This is a genomic window from Paenibacillus liaoningensis, assembly GCF_059609455.1.
The window spans coordinates 283,083-302,616 of sequence record NZ_JCAALU010000001.1 but is presented as its reverse complement, the minus strand read 5'-3'; the positions used below and the strand labels follow the sequence as shown (position 1 = coordinate 302,616).

Below are 19,534 nucleotides of genomic sequence, written 5' to 3'. Positions count from 1 at the left end.
TAAGAGGGCAGCTTTATTTTCTATTTTTGAATATAAAGGAGGCATCGTTATGGGCTGGGAATATGGCATAAAGACCACAAACCCTTCGATCCTGCCTGAGCTTGTGGTACGTCTGGCTGATGCTATTCATGTAACGGAACCATACAGGCTTGAGCGTTATGAGAACAGCTTCGCCCTGCTTCAGGATGATTCTTCATGGCCAAAAATACTGCAGGTATCGATAGAAACAGCAGCTGGAACCGAAGATATGACCGATGGTGAGGCTTATGTTTACTGTCTATTTCATATCCGCGGCGAGCTTGCGGCTGGCTGGTTGAAACACATGGAGCGGGAAACAGAAGCTCAGCGATATGCTGGCAGGCTGGAGTGGTTCGAGCTCTAAAGGTTAATATATTGCATTACTCGTTTTTGCCCAATAATCAATATCATAGTGTATTTCATCTGCGGAAGAGCGTAGCGGCATCCCACTTATTGAGGATATCGAACTGCATTTCTTAGAGCTGCCGAAGCTGGATGATCGTGCAGTGCCCGCTCTACATGGCGGACTAGTCAATTGGCTGCTTTTTCTAAAGGGTACGCATAAATTCAATTGGGAGGTGCTTACTATGAACGAGCCTGTATTAAAGAAGGCTATGACTACATTAGAATTTCTTAGTCAGGATGCTGAGGCTCGCAGATTATATGAAGACAGGCAAAAATCCCTTCATGATGAGGCATCTATGATTGAGGGAGCGCTTGCCGAAGGTGAGGCACGTGGAGAGGCGCGTGGAGTCCTTCAAGGCGAGCAAAAAAAAGCACTCGAAGTTGCCCTGAAGCTTTTAGCACTTGGCATTGAAATTTCGATTATTGCTGAGGCCTCTGGTTTGTCTGAAGCTGAGATTAATGCGCTTAAGAAACAACAGTAATTCAGTATCAAACACGATGTGGTATTGCCTGCGGCCACATATCTCCGCATAAAACTTTGGTACAACATAAAAAATGCATTAGCGCAGCAGCAAAGAAGCAGCCCTCAGAAGGCTGCTTCTTTGCTGCTGCGCTATAGCTCGCTGCGCACTTATTTTAACAGATGACTGACCACATCCTCAGCCTGCTCTGCTCCTTGCTACTCCGTCGCCTCAGCATCCGCCAACGCCTTCAAAAACGGCTCATGCATAAGCCCATTTGAAGCCGCCACATTTCGGACGCCGAGGTGATAGCTTTTGCCCTGTGTATCTGTAACGATGCCACCTGACTCCTGTACAAGCAGGGAGCCTGCCGCCAAATCCCAGCTGTTCAGCCCGATTTCCCAGAAGCCAGTCAGGCGGCCTGCTGCCACATAAGCCATATGGAGCGCAGCCGAGCCCGATGAGCGAAGATTGCGCACCTGCGGCGCAAGCGCCTGAATGCCCTTCAAATTCAGCGGCAGCGCATACAGATGATCTGCCGGGAAGCCCGTCGCGATCAAGCTGCTGCTGAGCGTATCTTCCTTCGACACCTGCATCCGCTTGCCGGATACATAGGCTCCTTTGCCTTTCTCGGCAAGGAACAACTCGTCCTTCATCGGGTCATACACGACCCCAACGATGACCTCTCCTTTATAAGCGAGCGCAATTGATACGACGAAAAACGGAAAGCCATGGACGAAGTTCGTTGTCCCATCAATCGGATCGACAATCCATAAATATTCCGCCTCGCTCTGATCGGCGAGCGCCTGTGCTGAAGCCTCAGGCCCGGGCTCAACCCCTTCCTCACCCAAAAACGAGTGATGAGGAAAATGAGTCAGAACAAGCTTCTTAATAAGCTGCTCCGAGCCTTTATCTACTTCCGTTACTAAATCATGAGAAGAATATTTCATATCCAGTCTATTATAGTTTCCTAGTTTCGTCTTGATCCATTCGCCCGCTTTGGCCGCGCAATTTATCGCAACCGCAGTGAAGCTTTTGCCGCTTACAACTGAAGGTTCACGCTGATCACTCACGGTGCATCACCCAACTCTCTTTAATAAGTTTAACTATTAACATTATCTATTATTACGCTTATAAATCAATATGCGTTCCTGTCTTTTTGCTAGATTCTAAAAATGGCTATAGCTGCCTAATACCTTCATAGACCAATTGGCAGGCCAGAACGAGCAGGGTAACCCTTAGCAGCCATAACAGCCCATTGCCGCTCATCTTGTTTGCAACATAGGCCCCAAGCTTTCCGCCAACCCATGCGCCCGGAATAAGCGCCAGCAAAATCCACCAGTTGATTTCCCCCAGCCATACATGCGTGGCACTGCCCAATATCGAGGATAAAAAAATGACAAACATCGACGTAGCAGTTGCCGCATGCGGCGGAAAACGGAATAACAGCACCATTAGCGGTACGAACAAGGAGCCACCGCCAATGCCAAACAAACCGGAAATGATCCCTACACCAAACCCAATTACAAGCATCGGCCAAATGGCATAGCCATACGTATGCTGCTCGCCAGCTGAATCCACCATCGTCCGCTGCACCGGCCACTCCCGCGCAACCGGTTTCAAATAATTTCGCACAATCAATAAAGCAGATATAAGCAGCATAAAAATGCCAAAGGACAAATTAAAGGCGGCGCCTTTCAAAAGCCCTGTCATAGCCGCACCCAGCATCGCAGCCGGACCGCTTGTCGTAAACAGCAGCCAGGCGCTGCGGTAATCGACGATTTTGCGCTTCGCATAGGATAGCGTCGAGGCAAGCGCCGTTACAATAAGCATCGTAAGCGAGGTGCCTACCGCTGTGCCATGGTCGATTGGAGCGCCCATGAGCGAAGGCCCCAAATACATAAGCGCGGGCACTATAATAATGCCGCCGCCCAGGCCGACAATACTTCCGAACATCGCTGCTGCCATCCCTAATAATACGAGTGCAATCCATTCAAACAAGGGAGTCACCGCCTTCTGTTCAATCATGATGCGTTACATGTTCCCCTACACCATCACTTTTCATTCCTAGTAGAAGAGCACCGTCAACGATAGCTGACGGTGCTGCATGCTTTTGAAAATCTTATAGCTCGGTTACCTCAATACTGCCGCCGTCCACAATCCGAACGCCTTCGCCTCTAGCCGCCAATATGCGGAAATCATCCATAAGCGCCAGCAGCGCTTTATCCTTGAGCTTCGCTTCGAGCATGCAGTCAAGCTGCGGCGTCACCGCCGCCACCTTCCGCAAAAACAACAGCAGCTCGCCTGCATTCAAATAGTCGGCATGACTGCGCGGATTCGGACCTTCCTTCGGACTGGAAAAATGGATTTTGGGCGGCAGGCTCATTTTTTCCGCACCGTCCGCAGCCTCTGCCGCTTCGCTATTAAGCCGCTGCTCTTCAAGCAGCCACGTTTCAGCAATTTGCGGCCAAAGGCTGCTGCACAGCTTGTCCAAGGAGACGCCGCCATCATTCACTTGATGGTGATGCACATCAAGCACCATCGGCACTTCCACGGCCTGAGCCGCCTCCAGCGTCTCCACTGCATTGAACGTCTTATCGTCGTTCTCCAGCGTTACGCGGTGCCGATAGCGCTCTGGGAGCGCATGAAACTGCCGGATAAAGCGTGCACCTGCGACCATCTTGTCGCCATATGCACCGCCAATATGTATGTTGCACTTGACTGACTCCGGCAGTCCCATCGCCTCTAGCATGCGGACATGATATTCCATGTCCCGTTTGGAGCTTTCCAGCACCTCGGGCCTTGGCGTGCTGAATACGCAAAAATGGTCGGGGTGAAACGAAACCCTCAGCCGATTATTTTGCACAAACAGACCAATTTCACGAAAAGCTTCACGCAGCGCCGGATACGCATCCCAATCTGCTACATCCTGATGGGTCGCCAGCGGAATCAGCTTTGAGGAAAAGCGATACATCTGAATATCGCTCGCCTTGGCATGCTTCAAAATCCGCAGCGTACTGTGCAAATTGTCCTCGGCGATCCGCTCCAGCTTGCGCAGAGCCGCTTCGCGGTCACCAAGCTTCGTAAAATTTGCAAACGTCATCGTCCGCGATGGCGAAGCATTTTCCAGCAGCATGCTCATGGCTACGAACCCGAATCTAACCAGCATCCGCTATTCACGCTCGCCAAAAAACATTTCGTAAGCTAGTGCAGTCTGCACTTTAGCCTCTTCCTCAGTCAGCTTTCTCACAAGCTCCATCTCCACTTCAGTCACTTCTTCGCCTTGAAAATTAATTTCAGCGATCGAAGCGAGGATGCGGACTATGGCAATGGCCTCATTGTTCGTCGTATACGCAATGACCTTCTGGCCGGTAGGGTATACGCGAAATCCGCTCTTTACCATCTTGCCCTTGCCGTATTCAAGCAATTCATGAAGCTCCTGCTCTGACTTGAATTTGCATACAGAATTAAACTCGGTTGAAAATCCCATGAACTCCCTCCTTTCTCTAGAGTGAATTTCCATTGCTTTTATTACGCTTCGCTAGCGCCGAAATTGATTTTTTGCTTCTCGCCATGCCGTCTCAAGGCAAGCTCAATCAGCTTATCCAGCAGCTCGCGGTAAGGCATTCCTGTTTCTTTCCACATAAGCGGATACATGCTGAAAGGCGTAAAGCCCGGCAGCGTATTAACCTCGTTAATAAACAGCTGGCCGTCCGACCTGCGCATGAAGAAATCTACGCGGGAAAGGCCCGATCCATCAATGGACAAAAAGGCGCGAATCGCCATTTCCCTGACCGACTCTGAAATTTCCTCCGAAAGCTCGGCTGGAATTTGCATGACCGATTTGCCATCCACATATTTTGCCTTATAGTCGTAAAATTCATTAGAAGCAATAACCTCGCCCGGCACAGAAGCTTTAGGCTCGTCATTGCCAAGCACCGCGACTTCGATTTCTCGCGCATCGACAAATTCCTCAACGATGACTTTGCGGTCATACTTGAAAGCGTAGTCGATTGCCGACATCAGCTCTTCGCGGTTGCGCGCCTTGGAAATGCCGACACTGGAGCCCAGATTGGCTGGCTTAACGAAGCATGGGTAGCCGAGAGCCACTTCACATTCCATTACAAAAAAGGCAGCGTCCTTCTCCCACTGCGTACGGTTGAAGTAGCGGAACACGCATTGCGGCAGCCCTTCTTGCGCAAATACCTTCTTCATCGTCACCTTGTCCATGCCTACTGCCGATGCCAGCACGCCTGCGCCGACGTACGGAATGTTAGCCATTTCGAACAAGCCTTGAATCGTGCCATCCTCGCCAAATGTGCCATGCAGCAGCGGAAATACGACATCAATTGCCGTTGCTCCAGCTGCTGCTGCACCTGATGTATCTAAACCGGCAAACAGCGGAGCAAGCGGAAAGCCCTCTCCGGAAGCGGCTGCTGCAAGACGCAGCTCGCTGACGGTTTGCGGCTTGCTGCCTAGCTTGCCGCCCACTCTCCACTCGCCCTGCTTAGTAATATAGAAGGGGGTAATTGCGTATTTATCGTAATCAAATTCTCCCATTACTGCGAACGCTGTCTGCAGCGAAACTTCATGCTCGCCTGATTTTCCTCCATAAACAAGTGCTACGTTTACTTTCGTCCCCATCGCATATCCTCCGGTAAAATAATAAATAATAACTTATAATTGATCCTCAATATGAAAAAAACGGTACCTGGTCTGTTCCGTCCAGGCATAAGAATCGCGATAGTCCCAGTAGCGATGGCGGCTGGGTACAGTATTCGCATTAACAAGCGGCATACCCGCTGCATCGAAAGCCGTTACAATCGTGCTGTGCTGAAAACGGTTGTCTCCGTTCCAGTCATAAGTGATCACATCGCCAAGCTGGAGCTCTTCAGCCGAGTCAACGACTCTGGCTCGAAGTCCTGACTGCCGGGGAGTGGATAAGTAGTTCGTCAGCGCATTCGACACCGACCAGCTGTAGCTCCACCATTCCCTGCCTCCGTTACGGCCTTTGTACCACCAGCCGCTGCCCCTGTTACCAGTATAATTCATCGGAGCATTGCCTGCAAAGACCGACTGGGAGATGTAATTTGTACAATTGACCTCAAACTCCTCATATGCAGGGTTTGGTACATTCCACCAACGGTCGGCATAAGCGGCGGCCAAATCGCGCCGATACAGCGCGCGGGCGCTTTGGGGCTGGAATGCTGCAAACAGGTCATAATTCAAGTAGGGCACCGAGCGAAGACGGAAATGCTCTTCTTCCTGCTGCTGCTCTTCCTCTCCAACCGAATTTTGATCCTGAAAAGCATGCTCGAAGCGTGGACGCCGTTCCGCAATGATCGGCTCAATGCGAACGATGTGCCAGCGTTCGCCAGCAGCAGCCAGCCATAGCCGCTCCACTTCTTTCCGCTCTTCTATATAACGCAATCCTCTATGCTCAATCTGCCGCTTAATATGCAGCCGAATGAGCACGGACGCTTCTGTACCAGACTCCTGCACCCTGACCAGCTCCGCCTTCGTCTCGCTGCGCGAAGGCAGGACGCCGCGCAGCAAATCCCGCTCGCGCAGCCGGTTCAGCCTGCCGCGGAGCCTGCCGCAATGATCCTTATCCGCGACGAAGCCATCTACCGCTGCTGCATGCTGCTCGGTTTCCGCCTGATTGTACAGGCTTACATACTGATGCACGGCAGGCTTCCAGCCTTGCTCTTCCTCTCCAAGCAGCGGCGGCGAATCGCCTGAGCGCATGAGCGAGGTCATGGAAGAAGCAGCCATTCGCGAATGCTCAGCAGCGGCTGTCTCTGGCTTCTGCTGATTCTGGTGCTTCTCCTGCTGAGCTCCGCCTTTCGTCGTTCCCTCTTGAGCATGCTGCTGCGCGTGCCGCTGGGCGGAGCGCGGCTGAAAGGCGGACAGGTTCAGCAGCGGCTGCCGCTCCTGCTTGCCTGCACGGCGGCCTGCCGTTTGTTTGTCTGATCGCAAGGACATCGGCTTTCCCTCCTAAAAAGCAAGCTTTAAATCCGCACGTGCTGCGGCGGACGCCAGGCAAGGGTGCGGAGCGCCTAATCATTTTATTTATATGTTCACATTCCTCCAAACATGAGGCTCTAGCCAAAAGCTCGCATAATAATCCATTATTAGGTTAAAACAAGCCTTGCGGATGGAGGTTACATTCGTCCATCAGCCTAAATGCCTAAAATGGGCGCCAATATTCGAGAAAGCGGGTACAATTGGACTTTACGAGAGCCCCTATTTAGCGATATACTAGAAGCATAGCAAATTTGAAATCGTGTTTCACAGAGCGAAACACCCACTGAAGAATATTTCCTTTTCTTTTTCAAAAGTAAAGCCACCTAAGGAGGAACTTGAACCATGTCTCAACAAAATCATTACTCCGTTCGCACCTCGCTTGACGTAAACGGCAAATCCTTTGCGTATTACCGTTTGTCCGGCCTGGAAGAGCAAGGCCTTGGAAAGATTTCCAAGCTTCCTTTCTCCATCAAAGTCCTGCTCGAGGCTGCTGTACGTCAATTCGACGGCCGCGCCATTACGCCTGAGCATGTGAAGCAGCTGACAACATGGGCAGATGGACGCGAGGACAAAGAAATTCCGTTTATTCCTGCACGTATCGTATTGCAGGATTTCACGGGCGTTCCCGTCGTAGTCGATCTGGCAGCTATGCGTGATACGGTTAAACGCGCTGGCAGCGACCCTAAAAAAATCAATCCGCTCGTACCGGTTGACCTCGTAATCGACCACTCGATCATGGTTGATGCATTCGGCAACGCGGACGCGCTTGAATACAACACCAAGGTAGAATTTGAGCGCAATGAAGAGCGTTACCGCTTCCTGCGCTGGGCCCAAACGGCGTTCGATAACTTCCGCGCTGTACCACCGGGAACAGGTATCGTTCACCAAGTTAACCTGGAGTACCTTGCATCTGTAGCTGCTACAAAAGTCATCGATGGCGAAACGGTTGTTTTCCCGGATTCCCTCGTTGGTACGGATTCCCATACAACAATGATCAACGGTCTTGGCGTAGTCGGCTGGGGCGTTGGCGGTATCGAGGCTGAGGCAGGCATGCTGGGCCAACCGCTTTATTTTGTAACACCTGAAGTTATCGGCTTCAAATTGACTGGCAGCTTGGCAGAAGGCGCTACGGCGACTGACCTTGCGCTGACTGTTACGCAAATTCTTCGTAAAAAAGGCGTTGTCGGCAAATTCGTCGAGTATTTCGGTCCCGGCCTGTCCAACATCAGCCTTGCTGACCGTGCAACGGTTGCCAACATGGCTCCTGAGTACGGCGCAACCGTTGGCTTCTTCCCAGTCGACAGCGAGACGCTTAACTTCATGCGTGCAACTGGCCGTACAGAAGAGCAAATCGCTCTGGTTGAAGCTTATTACAAAGCACAAGATATGTTCCGCACAGATGAGACGCCAGATCCTGTCTTCTCCGATGTGATTGAGCTTGATATGTCGACTGTTGTTCCTTCCCTTGCTGGTCCTAAGCGTCCTCAAGACCGCGTTGAGCTGACAGCAATGAAAGATGAGTTCAACAACATCATCCGCACGCCAATCGATAAAGGCGGATACGGCATGTCAGATGAGAAGATCGAGCAGCTCGTTGACGTGAAGCACCCGAACGGCCAAGCTAGCAAAATGGGCACTGGCGCTGTTGTTATCGCGGCTATCACAAGCTGTACGAACACCTCCAACCCTAGCGTTATGCTAGGTGCGGGCCTTGTAGCGAAGAAAGCGGTAGCTCTCGGACTAACCAAGCCAGCATATGTGAAAAGCTCCCTGACGCCGGGCTCGCTCGTCGTAACGGAGTACTTGAAGAAAGCGAACCTGATGGAGCCGCTTGAAGCGCTTGGTTTCCACGTTGCAGGTTACGGCTGCGCAACTTGCATCGGCAACTCCGGTCCGCTTCCTGATGAAGTAGGCCAAGCCATTGCTGACAACGACATGACGGTAGCGGCTGTATTGTCCGGTAACCGTAACTTTGAAGGCCGTGTTCATGCTCAGGTGAAAGCGAACTATTTGGCTTCTCCTCCGCTTGTTGTTGCATATGCGCTTGCAGGAACGGTTAACATCGACCTTTCCAAGGATGCAATTGGCTATGACAAAGACAACAACCCGGTCTATCTGAAAGATATTTGGCCAACTTCGAAAGAAATTCAGGAAGCAACTGCGGCTGCGCTTAATCCGCAAATGTTCCGTGATAAATATGAAAATGTATTTACGCAAAATGATCGTTGGAATGCAATCGACGTACCAGAAGGCGAAAGCTATGAGTGGGATCCAAAATCCACTTATATTCAAAATCCGCCGTTCTTTGAAAACCTTGGTACGGAGCTTAACGACATTGCCGACATCCATTCTGCAAATGTGCTTGCGCTTATGGGCGACTCAGTTACAACTGACCATATCTCCCCTGCCGGCAACATTAAAGCAGATAGCCCAGGCGGCGAATATTTGATCGAAAATGGCGTAAAAAGAGAAGATTTCAACTCGTACGGCTCGCGTCGTGGTAACCACGAAGTCATGATGCGCGGTACATTCGCCAACATCCGTATCCGTAACCAAGTGGCTCCGGGCACTGAGGGCGGCGTAACGACTTACCTGCCAACTGACGAAGTCATGTCGATCTACGATGCTTCCATGAAGTATCAAAAATCCGGCAAAAACCTTGTCGTTATCGCTGGTAAAGAATACGGCACAGGAAGCTCCCGTGACTGGGCGGCAAAAGGTACATTCCTGCTCGGCGTAAAAGCCGTTATTGCTGAAAGCTTCGAGCGTATTCACCGTTCCAACCTGGTAGGCATGGGCGTACTGCCACTGCAATTCCAAGAAGGCCACGGCTGGAAAACGCTTGGTATTACAGGTCGCGAAACGTTCGATATTACTGGACTGTCCAATGATGTGACAGCGGGCGAGACGGTTACCGTAACAGCAACCCGTGAAGACGGCACAGCATTTGAATTCCAAGCTATCGTTCGTCTGGACTCCATGGTTGATGTAGACTACTACCGTAATGGCGGTATTTTGCAAACCGTGCTTCGTCAAATGATTGCTAACATGTAGGAAGCCTAAGCTTTACCTTGATTCGCAAAAACTCAGAAAAGCAGCGATTTCCCCCATAAAGGGAGAATCGCTGCTTTTCGTTTTAGGGCAAGGGAAACTATCCGGCCTCAAGCCTTACTTTTCCCAGCCACATGCCAAGGCTCGCTCCCTATTCGCTGTCTGCCCCCGAGTCTCTTTGCTACTCCTGATCCAGCGGCTGCTCAATACCATCCTCATAGAAATCGAAGATGAGCTGCTGCTGCGTGCCTCTTACCGCATAGAACACATCGGCCAGCGTTTTCCCCTTATGCTTCTGCCTCAGCGCATGCTCCAGCCACTCTCGGGTCAGCCCGTGCGGCTGCAGATTTTCCTCCATCACCGCGCCGTCCATAATAAGCTCTACGGGAAAAGCCTGCGATAGCTGCGGCAGCCCCATATCCCGCTTCGTGACAAGCCGGTACGCATCCTTTTTCAGAATAGAGATTCTTCCATTGTCTTCGAGCAAGGCATACTCCACCTCTTCGATATTGAAAACGCCCCTTTCCCTTAGCGCTTGGTTCAGCGAATCCAGCGTATAGCGAATTTTCTGCATGTTGGCTTCCATGACTTTACCGTTTTCTATCAGCACGGTGGGAGAGCCTGAGATCCAGCTGCGCATTTTTCGGCTTTTGAGAGCGAGCAGAGAAAGCAGGAAAGACATAGCTGTAATCACAATCAGAGACAGCAAGATGTAGGAGGGTTTCAGGGTGGCATTAAACGCCAAGTTCGCCGCTAGGGAGCCCAGCGTAATGCTCGTTACAAAATCGTTAAACGTCATATTCGAAAGAGTCTGCTTGCCGAGAATCCGGGGAATGAGCAGCAGCAGTCCCACTGCAAGAATTGTCCGGATCAAAATTTCCACATACGTCATTTACAAACCTCCTCCCCCTATTATTTCCTATGTCATCAAAAAAATAACATATTAGACTAACCCTACAAATCAAAACAGCGACAGCCAAGGACGAGAAAAAAGGCCAACCAGAAATCTCTGATTGACCTAATAATACGAATAAAGTCCTAGACTGTCGCTGTTTCTGAACTAACGTTACCCGTTAGGATTCCTGTAGAGCGTTAATTTTGCGCTTTGCACAAAAACGAGCGCCTCCAGTAAGATGGGGTAGTCACGGGTCATAGCCCTTTAGCCATCATAAGGAGGTCGCTCTATCTTGAAGTTTAAAGCTCAAACCAAACAAAATCAACTGCTCGAACGTATTTCAACTCAGCACCTTGTCGTCGGTATCGACATCGCCCAACAAACCCACGTTGCGCGCGCCGTCAACTTCCGTGGAATTCTGCTAGGCACTCCGCTTCACTTCTCCAACGACGACACCAGCTTCGGCCTATTGTTGCAGTGGATGAGAGGTTTGCAGGAAACGCACCAACTAAACGACACCATCATCAGCATGGAACCAACCGGCCACTACTGGCTCGGCCTTGCTGCTTGGCTCAAAGACCGCAAACTCGAGGTTGTGTTGGTGAATCCTCATCTCGTCAAAAAGAACAAGGAAAACCGCGACAATACACCATCTAAAAGCGACATCAAAGATGCCTTTGTAATCGCCGATATGGTGAAAAACGGCTACTACACCTTCATCAAAGAAACCAGTGAAGTGTTCATGGAACTGCGCGTTCTCATGGCGAACCGGGAGACAATTGTCCATCGTCTCGTCAGCGTCAAGAACCAGATCCACCGCTGGGTCGACGTTGTTTTTCCTGAGTTACGACAAGTTTTTAAAAACATCATGTGTATCGGTTCATTGGCCACACTTCGTCTTTTCCCAACGCCCGAAGAATTGTGTAAATTACAGCCTCAAGATATCTTACGGGGCTGGAAATCGCTTATGAAACGGCATTCTGGTGATCGAAAAGCTCGAGCTCTTATCTCATTGGCTAGCAGATCTGTGGGTTCTGAGCGAGCCACACATGCCTACAAGCTCCACTTGAAGCAACTGCTCGATGAGTACGATCTTGCTTGCCTGCATTTACAAACGGTAGAAACGGAGATTATCGCCGTTCATTTTGTTTGTGCAAAATGCCTGTTGCCTGTTTGTCATCCCAAACCAGCGTAAATGGCTGCGGCGCTTCGTTTTCATTGAATAGGACTACAATAACCTGTTTGCCGGAAGAACTTAGAAACGCAACATTAGATACACTGGCTGCCGACCCGTAGCTGGATGCAATAATATGCGATCCCGGACAAACAAATCGACCGAAGTGCCCGTTAATTTAATTTCAGGTGTAAAGTTTCTCCAGGAGGCTGAAAACAAGTTCTGTACGTTAATTGGTCAGTCGTTGTTTTTTTAATTCAGAGCAACTTCATATTGAACTCAGGGATTATGTTCACTGGTTCAACCATTTGTTTATTATAGTAAGTCAATAAGGAACTAATATCATCTAGTCTAAGACTTCCTTACATCCCCCTCAATATGAAGACTTATATACTATTCTTTTACAGCCCCAACAACAATTCCTTTAACAAAGAACCTTTGAAAAAATGGATAAATAAGAAGAATAGGTAGCATTCCAATAAAAATTTGCGCTGATTTGACCGTTCTTTGGGATATATTAGCCAAGTCCTCAGCTTTCACTGATATTTTACTGAAATCTTGCTGGACAATGACCGTTTGTAAATAAGTAGCAAGTGGATAGTTTTCTGGTTTGGTCATATATATTAATCCATCAAACCATGAATTCCAATGCCCAACCATAGTGAATAGTATGAGAGTTGCAAGCGACGGTAACGAAATAGGCAAGTATACACGTAGCAAGATCGTTATGTGATTGGCACCATCGATCAGCGAAGCTTCTTCTAGTTCCTTCGGTATAATTCGAAAGAAATTCAACATCAGAATAATATTATAAACACCTACGATTCCGGGTAGAATTAACGCCCATATCGTATTAAACAAATGTAACTTCTGAACCAGGATGTATGTTGGCACTAAACCACCGCTAAATAGCATTGTAAACACTAGTGCCCAAGCGAATACGGTTCTACCTTTAAATACGTTGCTTTCTTTAGAGAGCGGATAAGCGGTTAAAACAGTAATAGCCATGCCGATGGCCGTGCCCAGCACTGTTCGTTTAATCGTAGTCCATATTGCATTGACAAATTGTTCGTTACCTATCGTCTTAACGTAGGCATCTACATTAAAATCTACCGGCCATAGGCCGACAATATTGGCATTTGCTGCGGCGCGTCCGCTAAAAGAAACTGCTAGAATATGGATCAATGGAATGATACACAATAATGCGACTAAAATTAAAAACACATTGTTTCCGATTGTAAATATAGAATATCCACGCTTTACCTTATTCATATCGTTGCCCCCTGCTAAAAGATCCGGTAATTCGCAAATTTATAAGCTAATCTGTACGAAATAATAATGAGAATCATAGCGACAATAGATTTGAATAATCCAACCGCTGTACCAAAGCTGTAATCACCATTAATGATAGACATGCGATATACATACGTATCGATAATATCGCCCTTGTCATATACTAACGGATTATACAAGTTAAATATCTGGTCGAACCCTGCATTTAGAACATTACCTAGCGCGAGGGTCCCCATTACAATGATGATAGGAAGTATGCCGGGGATTGTCACATGAACGGTCTGTTTCCAACGATTAGCCCCGTCCATGACAGAAGCTTCGTACAGTGTAGGACTAATACCTGCTAATGAGGCCAAAAATACAATTGTTGAAAACCCGAATTCTTTCCATACATCACTCACGATAACCGTAATCCGGAATAAAGTGCCATCTCCTAGGAAAAAGAATGGTTCAATTCCAAAAACACCTTCTATGAATCGGTTCAGGAGTCCCCCATTGGGAGATAAAATGTCTAGTAATATCCCCCCCAATAATACCCAGGAGAGAAAGTGCGGAAAATAAACCAAGGTTTGAACTGTTTTTTTAAGTTTCGTATTTCGAACTTCATTTAACAGGAGTGCGAACGTAACAGGAACAATTAATCCAAAGACTATCTTCAAACTTGCAATCACCAGCGTATTCCAGATGACCTGTTTAGATTCATCATATTGGAATATAGTATGAAAATGCTTAAACCCAACCCATGGTGATTCTATAAAACCCAACCAAGGTTTAAAGTCCTGAAAAGCCATGATAGCACCAGCCATCGGGAGATAGTAAAAAATGAAAGCACTTATTATTCCCGGTATGATCATCAGATAAAGCTGATAATTCCTCTTGTACAATGAACGATTTCCCATTTAAAAACTCCTTTTCTCTGTTTGTACAAACATTATAACAAGCGAGAAATAGATGTTTATAGGGCACAAATCTCATCTCAAATGGCAGGATTTTAATGACCTGAAGATTTTGTTTTTTGATCTCGGTATTCTTGAGGCGTTACTCCATAATGCCTCTTGAATATCTTAATCATATATTGAGGGTTCTGATAACCTAGCTGATCTGTAATCTCATAAACTTTATCATTGGTCCCTAGGAGCAGTTGTTTAGCACGTTCGAGCTTCAAGTGGATAATATGATCTGATATATTCTCGCCTGTTTCCGTTTTATATATCTTTGATAAATAAGCCGGATGCAGCGACATCTGATCCGCAATCAACCCTACTGTCAGCTCCTGCAGGGGTAATGCATGAATAATCCGGTGAACGGCAGCCACGATGGATTCGTTATTCTCCTGCGTTTTTTCCTCGAAATGCTTTCGAACTTGCTGAAAGACAATGGACGTCCATCTCTCCAAATCATATATTTGATTGAAACTACTTACATGATGGAAGCCTTGCTGCTCATTTCCAAACACTTCATAAAGGACTACACCATTATTATGAAGCATATGGATAATCGCGCTCGAGATAGCTAGGGCAGCTTCATGTAAATGTTCTTTTGGAGAATTTTGTAATTGCTTAATTTCATTAAAAACTTGATCTAATTTTTCATCAATGAGATCCCATTTACCCGCCTCAAGAAGCTGGGATAATAGGGGAGGCTCGTATAAGCCGTCTAATGCTTTCACCCAGGAGTTTTTTTTCACATCATATATGGTCATGAAGATCTCGTCCTGAACAGATGCATGTTGCCTCAGAAGAGCAATACACTTCTTATACAAAGGTCCGATTCCATTGGCAAACTCAACCCATTCACCCACGATCAAAGAGATATGACCTTTTAAATAAATCTGCACATTATGTTGAATCTCTATCGTTAGTTTCTCAAGTAAGGTGATCTTGGCAGGTCCAGAGATTCGAGGTGACGGGTCTTTCTCTTTCATTTGCACAAAGAACACCAGATTTTCATGAATATCTTTGCAATACCACATAAGTAACTCCGGTTTTATTAATTCTTCTACTATGTTTAATACGGCATATTCCAGAATGGTTCGATCTGAGTCTAGAAAGTTGCCGAATGGCTCTTCCAACCGAATGATGAACATAGAGCATTCGTGTAGCGGATCAAAGGACAATTTACAAAAACTCAGCTTCGCCAGAAGTTCTTCATGTGTATATTTCCTACCTCGGAGCAGTTCTTTTAACAGACTTGCCCGAATTATTGGTAAGTTTTCTTTTATTTGACGCTGTAGGTGTTGGGTTGAAACGATCTTTTCGCCTTCTTCCTTAATAAGGGAAACCGCCTTTTGAACGGCTTGAATAAATTGATCGATCCGTATTGGCTTCATCAAATATTCGATCACCTTCAGTTCAATAGCTTTGATGGCATATTCGAATTCTGCATAGCCTGATAGCAGAATGCATCTAATCCTTGGCCATTTAATCGAAATTTCTTGTATTAATGCCAACCCATTTTTTTGGGGCATTCGAATATCTGTTATTACAATATCGATGGAGTGGTTTAAAAGTATATCGATGCCTTCATCTACAGAATAAGCCAAGTATAGATTGGATATTTCAAGCGCTTTCCAGTCTATAGTCTCTTCCAAGCTTTCAATTAGATGGATCTCATCATCAACTAGCAATACACTATACATAACGATCAACTCCTCTATATACGCCATCAACCTCTAACTTACACGGATTCAGCACTTTTCCATTGTAAGATAACGGTTAATCCGCTTTCCTTATTGGTTCTCAGTAAAATACCGGAGTCTTCCCCGAACTTGTATCTCAGACGATTATGAACGTTCCACAATCCACAACTTATATTGTCTAAATCCCGTGTTTGCAACTGCTTCAATAGTTGTCCAATTGCCTTCTCTTCCATTCCGACACCGTTATCCGTCACTTCTATTCGATAGTAATTCTCCTCTTTAATTCCCCTAATATGAATGGTGCCGTATCCCGCTTTTCCTTCAAGACCATGAATGAGAGCATTCTCGACAATAGGCTGAATACATAAACGAGGGATGACTTGAGACTTAAGAACTTCATCCATTTCGATCTCATAATAAATTCGACTAGCACGCATCGATTGAATCTCTAGATAATTTTCAACTAGATCCATCTCTTCCCTTACTGTTACCATTTGATTTTCCACACGTGTCATATAACGATAGTAATCGCCCAGATTATACGTCATTCTTTCCGCAGCATCCAATTGCTTCATACGTATCATACTGTTGATATATTCCAGTGAATTATAAAGGAAATGAGGGTTGATCTGAGATTGAAGTTGCTTCATATTCGCATCTCTCGTCTGAATTTGTTCAACATATACCTTTTCGATTAATTCTTGAATTTGAACTGCCATTTCATTAAAACGAATATATAGATAACCGAACTCATTATTAGAGCCGGTTTGAATGCGTGTTGAAAAATCTCCCGATTTTAATCTCCCTACTGCGGAAACCAGTTTCCTTATCGGTATTTGAACGTAGCGATATAACATTAATAATGCAAAGATACTCGTGATAACAACGAATCCGATAGAAGCATAAAATAAATAACTGCTCCTCTCAATCGGCTTGAAGATAGTGTCCAGAGACACGTAATCAATGAGATACCAGTCTGTTTCCTGTAGCTTTACATAAAGAAATAAATAAGCTTTTCCGTCTATGTTCACTTGGCGATAGCCGGATTCACCAGTAGAGTTTTCATCAAATAAACGCAATACCGATGAGATCAAAGCCCCTTGGGCCGTTCGGTTCGGTATGATCTTCTTCTGATTCGTGTATAGAAATGGATCTCCATTGTTCGCCTTCTTAAAGCTATTCAACATTTCAACTATATTGCTTTCCTCAAAACTAACCGCGATTACAAGACCATTCGTATCGGGCAATACAAAATGCTTTATAAAACGTTTTTCTTTCATTTGCCCGTATTCCCATAGGTAAGGGGTCCAAGAAAAGGATAAATTCTTATCTATATCCTTTAAATTGTATTGATGGGCATATCTCATCGTACTAATAATTTGTTTATTTGAAAAATATAGTGTGAAGTCATTACTCCAATTGCTGGCAGCTTTATTTATTAATAATCGCTCGCGTATTTCCTGATTGGTTATTAGAAATTCATATAAATCAGAATCGTCCATCAAAGAGAAGGTGTTGACCACCGAGTCCCGACTTATAATCGACGCAGACTGATCTATTTGCTTCATCATTGTATCCATTTGAGTACGAAGGAACGATAATCGATTCAAATTTGATGTTTTTATTTCATGCTTGATCACAGTCAAGCTCATGTAATTTGAATATGCATATAAGAGGACAATCAGTGTAACCAACAGCGATATGCTCCATAACGTCTTCGTATAAATGCTTTTCTTTTTGAAAAACATATGCCATCAACCTACTTTCAGCCTTCTGATCCTTGACATTAGCTGAGTAAAAGACCTAATCAGATTGATACTGATTAGGTCTTGAAACCCTTCATACTATTTTTTTATAGATTTGTACCATTCATTCACTTCGTTCGTGATATCATCTCCACCGCCGGACTTCCATTCCTCTACGAATTTATCGAAGTCATCCAATGGGGATTTACCCAAAACAATTTTAGCGATTACCTCCTGCTCCATCTTATCCAGAAACTGTTTCTTGCTCTTCATTGTAGTTGTTGGGCTACCCGTGAACATATCCGCGATCCGATACTTATTCTGATCGGTCGTAATAGTCGCTGCTTCCCTATCAATGTTAACACTGGTTGCCAATTGTTTCTCAAAAACCGTTATTGGTTCAAGTCCATCGGACAATTTCTTCATTGTATCGTAGGCTTTGAATGGGATATCTGGCGCATTTCTGGTCATCGTATACTTCGAAGGATCTAGTTTACCTCCAGGAATATCCGAATCATCATAGCTGACGCTTCCGTCCGGCTTAATAACAAAGTCATATCCTTCATACCAACCGTTTTTAAAGTACTTCTCATCCCCATACTGAAAACCATAAAGCGCATCTAGATAACGGAAGAACGCATCCATATGTTTGAAATTCTTGTTGAAGACAAAATATCCAACGGTTAAGCCTTCACCCGTACGTCCGATTTCACCATTAGGTCCTGAAACTATTGGGTATGGCTTTAATACTGCACTTGGTACATTCTTGAGGACATCTGGATTCGGCCAACCAACCATCCATGCTGGCCCGAAGATGATTCCTTCATTGCCGGCTGTAAACCTCTCAGCAGCTTTGCCTGAATCATTGATCATAAAATCTTTATCCACATAGCCTTTATCCGTCCATTCCTTTAACTTGCCAAGAGCGGCCTTCGTCTCCGGAACAATGGACCCATATTGCAATTTGCCTTCCGAATTCTCATACCATCTGTTTGGCAATCCATGAGAACCTAAAGCGCCCCAGAGAAAGCTTGAATCAGCAATCCAAGATGCTATGCTACTTCCGATAGCAAGTGCAACCGTATCTTTCTTGTTATTCCCATCGGGATCTTTATTCACGAAGGCGTCCATTAATTGCTCAAGCTCCGCCAAAGTCGTTGGTGCTTTCATCTGAAGCTTGTCAAGCCAATCTTGTCTGATCCACATGACGGGATCTGAACCGTTACCGCCAGAGAATACAGGAAGACCGTATCTTTTACCATCTTTCATAGCTGAGTAAAACGATTCAGGAAATTGTTTATAAAGGGCTTTTAGCCGATCTGATGCAAACTGATCAATCGCTTCATCGATGGACAGGAATTTGCCAGAATCAACAAGATCCGTTAACAGTGTACCATTAACCATCATTACATCAGGAAGCTCTTCATTCGCGGAAAGTGACAATCTAATCTTCTGGGAAAATTGATCGGATCCACCAGGAGTTGTCCATGGATGATTAATTATAATACCCAATTCATCTTTTGCCCATCTTGTGTGCACATTATCGTTAATCGTTTCCCCATCACGAAACTTGATTTCATTGCCAACTTCACGAACATAATTAATAGTAACAGGTGGATTAAATTTCCCATCTTTAAACTCAGACTTCTCTGCAGCTTGCTCGCTATTATTACTTGAACAACCGTATAACGGAATAGCCGTTAATGAAAAGAGAAGCATGAACAAGATCAAACGCTTGATTTTCTTAGATTGCATTGATGTAATCTCCCCCGTACTAATAAGATATTTTACAATCTCAATTTATCATTGTGTAGTATTTAGATGGAA

Annotated in this window: 15 protein-coding genes and 2 pseudogenes; 4 read left to right on the top strand and 13 right to left on the bottom strand. The window is 46.1% G+C overall.

Annotated elements, in window-relative coordinates; translation table 11 throughout:
• The first annotated feature begins 49 nt into the window (after positions 1–49).
• On the top strand, positions 50–382 hold the full coding sequence (locus tag AC6B99_RS01250) for a hypothetical protein (protein WP_056030852.1): 333 nt from the start codon (positions 50–52) through the stop codon (positions 380–382).
• A pseudogene (locus AC6B99_RS01245) lies at positions 373–905 on the top strand (Rpn family recombination-promoting nuclease/putative transposase); the annotation flags it as partial. The gene AC6B99_RS01250 and the pseudogene AC6B99_RS01245, both read left to right, overlap by 10 nt.
• Positions 906–1,102: 197 nt before the next feature.
• Here AC6B99_RS01245 and AC6B99_RS01240 read toward each other — a convergent pair.
• The 6 genes from AC6B99_RS01240 to AC6B99_RS01215 all read right to left on the bottom strand — a co-directional run bounded on the left by AC6B99_RS01240 (position 1,103) and on the right by AC6B99_RS01215 (position 6,869).
• Entirely contained in the window at positions 1,103–1,957 is an 855-nt protein-coding gene (locus AC6B99_RS01240) for an inositol monophosphatase family protein (RefSeq protein ID WP_496662559.1), read from the bottom strand.
• 106 nt (positions 1,958–2,063) lie between these two features.
• The gene (locus tag AC6B99_RS01235) at positions 2,064–2,912 is read right to left on the bottom strand and encodes a sulfite exporter TauE/SafE family protein (protein ID WP_056030857.1); all 849 of its coding nucleotides are present in this window, start codon (positions 2,910–2,912) and stop codon (positions 2,064–2,066) included.
• A 94-nt stretch (positions 2,913–3,006) separates the two neighbouring features.
• Complete coding sequence (gene uvsE / locus AC6B99_RS01230; protein ID WP_056030859.1) at positions 3,007–4,053, bottom strand: UV DNA damage repair endonuclease UvsE; 1,047 nt, start codon at positions 4,051–4,053, stop codon at positions 3,007–3,009.
• Positions 4,054–4,056: 3 nt separating this feature from the next.
• Positions 4,057–4,374, bottom strand: coding sequence for a hypothetical protein (locus tag AC6B99_RS01225; RefSeq protein WP_046232147.1), 318 nt, complete (start codon positions 4,372–4,374; stop codon positions 4,057–4,059).
• Positions 4,375–4,415: 41 nt separating this feature from the next.
• The gene (locus AC6B99_RS01220) at positions 4,416–5,528 is read right to left on the bottom strand and encodes a D-alanine--D-alanine ligase (RefSeq protein WP_494858840.1); all 1,113 of its coding nucleotides are present in this window, start codon (positions 5,526–5,528) and stop codon (positions 4,416–4,418) included.
• A 33-nt stretch (positions 5,529–5,561) separates the two neighbouring features.
• Complete coding sequence (locus tag AC6B99_RS01215) at positions 5,562–6,869, bottom strand: amidase domain-containing protein (RefSeq protein WP_327204897.1); 1,308 nt, start codon at positions 6,867–6,869, stop codon at positions 5,562–5,564.
• 384 nt (positions 6,870–7,253) lie between these two features.
• Here AC6B99_RS01215 and acnA point away from each other — a divergent pair, with 384 nt between their 5' ends.
• Positions 7,254–9,965 carry an aconitate hydratase AcnA gene (gene acnA / locus AC6B99_RS01210; protein ID WP_496662558.1) on the top strand — a complete coding sequence of 904 codons (2,712 nt, stop codon included), beginning with the start codon at positions 7,254–7,256 and terminating at the stop codon, positions 9,963–9,965.
• A 178-nt stretch (positions 9,966–10,143) separates the two neighbouring features.
• Here the strand turns inward: acnA and AC6B99_RS01205 are convergent, their stop codons facing one another.
• Positions 10,144–10,854 (bottom strand): DUF421 domain-containing protein, encoded by a 711-nt coding sequence (locus tag AC6B99_RS01205; RefSeq protein ID WP_496662557.1) that lies wholly within the window; start codon positions 10,852–10,854, stop codon positions 10,144–10,146.
• Between the two features lie 295 nt (positions 10,855–11,149).
• Here AC6B99_RS01205 and AC6B99_RS01200 point away from each other — a divergent pair.
• Positions 11,150–11,998, top strand: a pseudogene (locus AC6B99_RS01200) (IS110 family transposase); the annotation flags it as partial.
• Here AC6B99_RS01200 and AC6B99_RS01195 read toward each other — a convergent pair.
• The 6 genes from AC6B99_RS01195 to AC6B99_RS01170 all read right to left on the bottom strand — a co-directional run bounded on the left by AC6B99_RS01195 (position 11,988) and on the right by AC6B99_RS01170 (position 19,462).
• Positions 11,988–12,164, bottom strand: coding sequence for a glycoside hydrolase family 30 beta sandwich domain-containing protein (locus tag AC6B99_RS01195; RefSeq protein ID WP_496662690.1), 177 nt, complete (start codon positions 12,162–12,164; stop codon positions 11,988–11,990). The pseudogene AC6B99_RS01200 and the gene AC6B99_RS01195 overlap by 11 nt on opposite strands.
• 260 nt (positions 12,165–12,424) lie before the next feature.
• Entirely contained in the window at positions 12,425–13,303 is an 879-nt protein-coding gene (locus AC6B99_RS01190) for a carbohydrate ABC transporter permease (RefSeq protein WP_496662556.1), read from the bottom strand.
• A gap of 14 nt (positions 13,304–13,317) precedes the next feature.
• Positions 13,318–14,223: an ABC transporter permease gene (locus AC6B99_RS01185; protein WP_496662555.1), complete on the bottom strand. Its 906-nt coding sequence runs from the start codon at positions 14,221–14,223 to the stop codon at positions 13,318–13,320.
• A gap of 92 nt (positions 14,224–14,315) precedes the next feature.
• Positions 14,316–15,962, bottom strand: a complete 1,647-nt coding sequence (locus tag AC6B99_RS01180; RefSeq protein WP_496662554.1) for a response regulator — start codon at positions 15,960–15,962, stop codon at positions 14,316–14,318.
• A gap of 38 nt (positions 15,963–16,000) precedes the next feature.
• Positions 16,001–17,602: a sensor histidine kinase gene (locus tag AC6B99_RS01175; protein ID WP_496662553.1), complete on the bottom strand. Its 1,602-nt coding sequence runs from the start codon at positions 17,600–17,602 to the stop codon at positions 16,001–16,003.
• Between the two features lie 204 nt (positions 17,603–17,806).
• A complete protein-coding gene (locus AC6B99_RS01170) occupies positions 17,807–19,462 on the bottom strand; it encodes an extracellular solute-binding protein (protein ID WP_496662552.1) in 1,656 nt (551 codons plus the stop codon).
• Between the last annotated feature and the right edge of the window lie 72 nt (positions 19,463–19,534).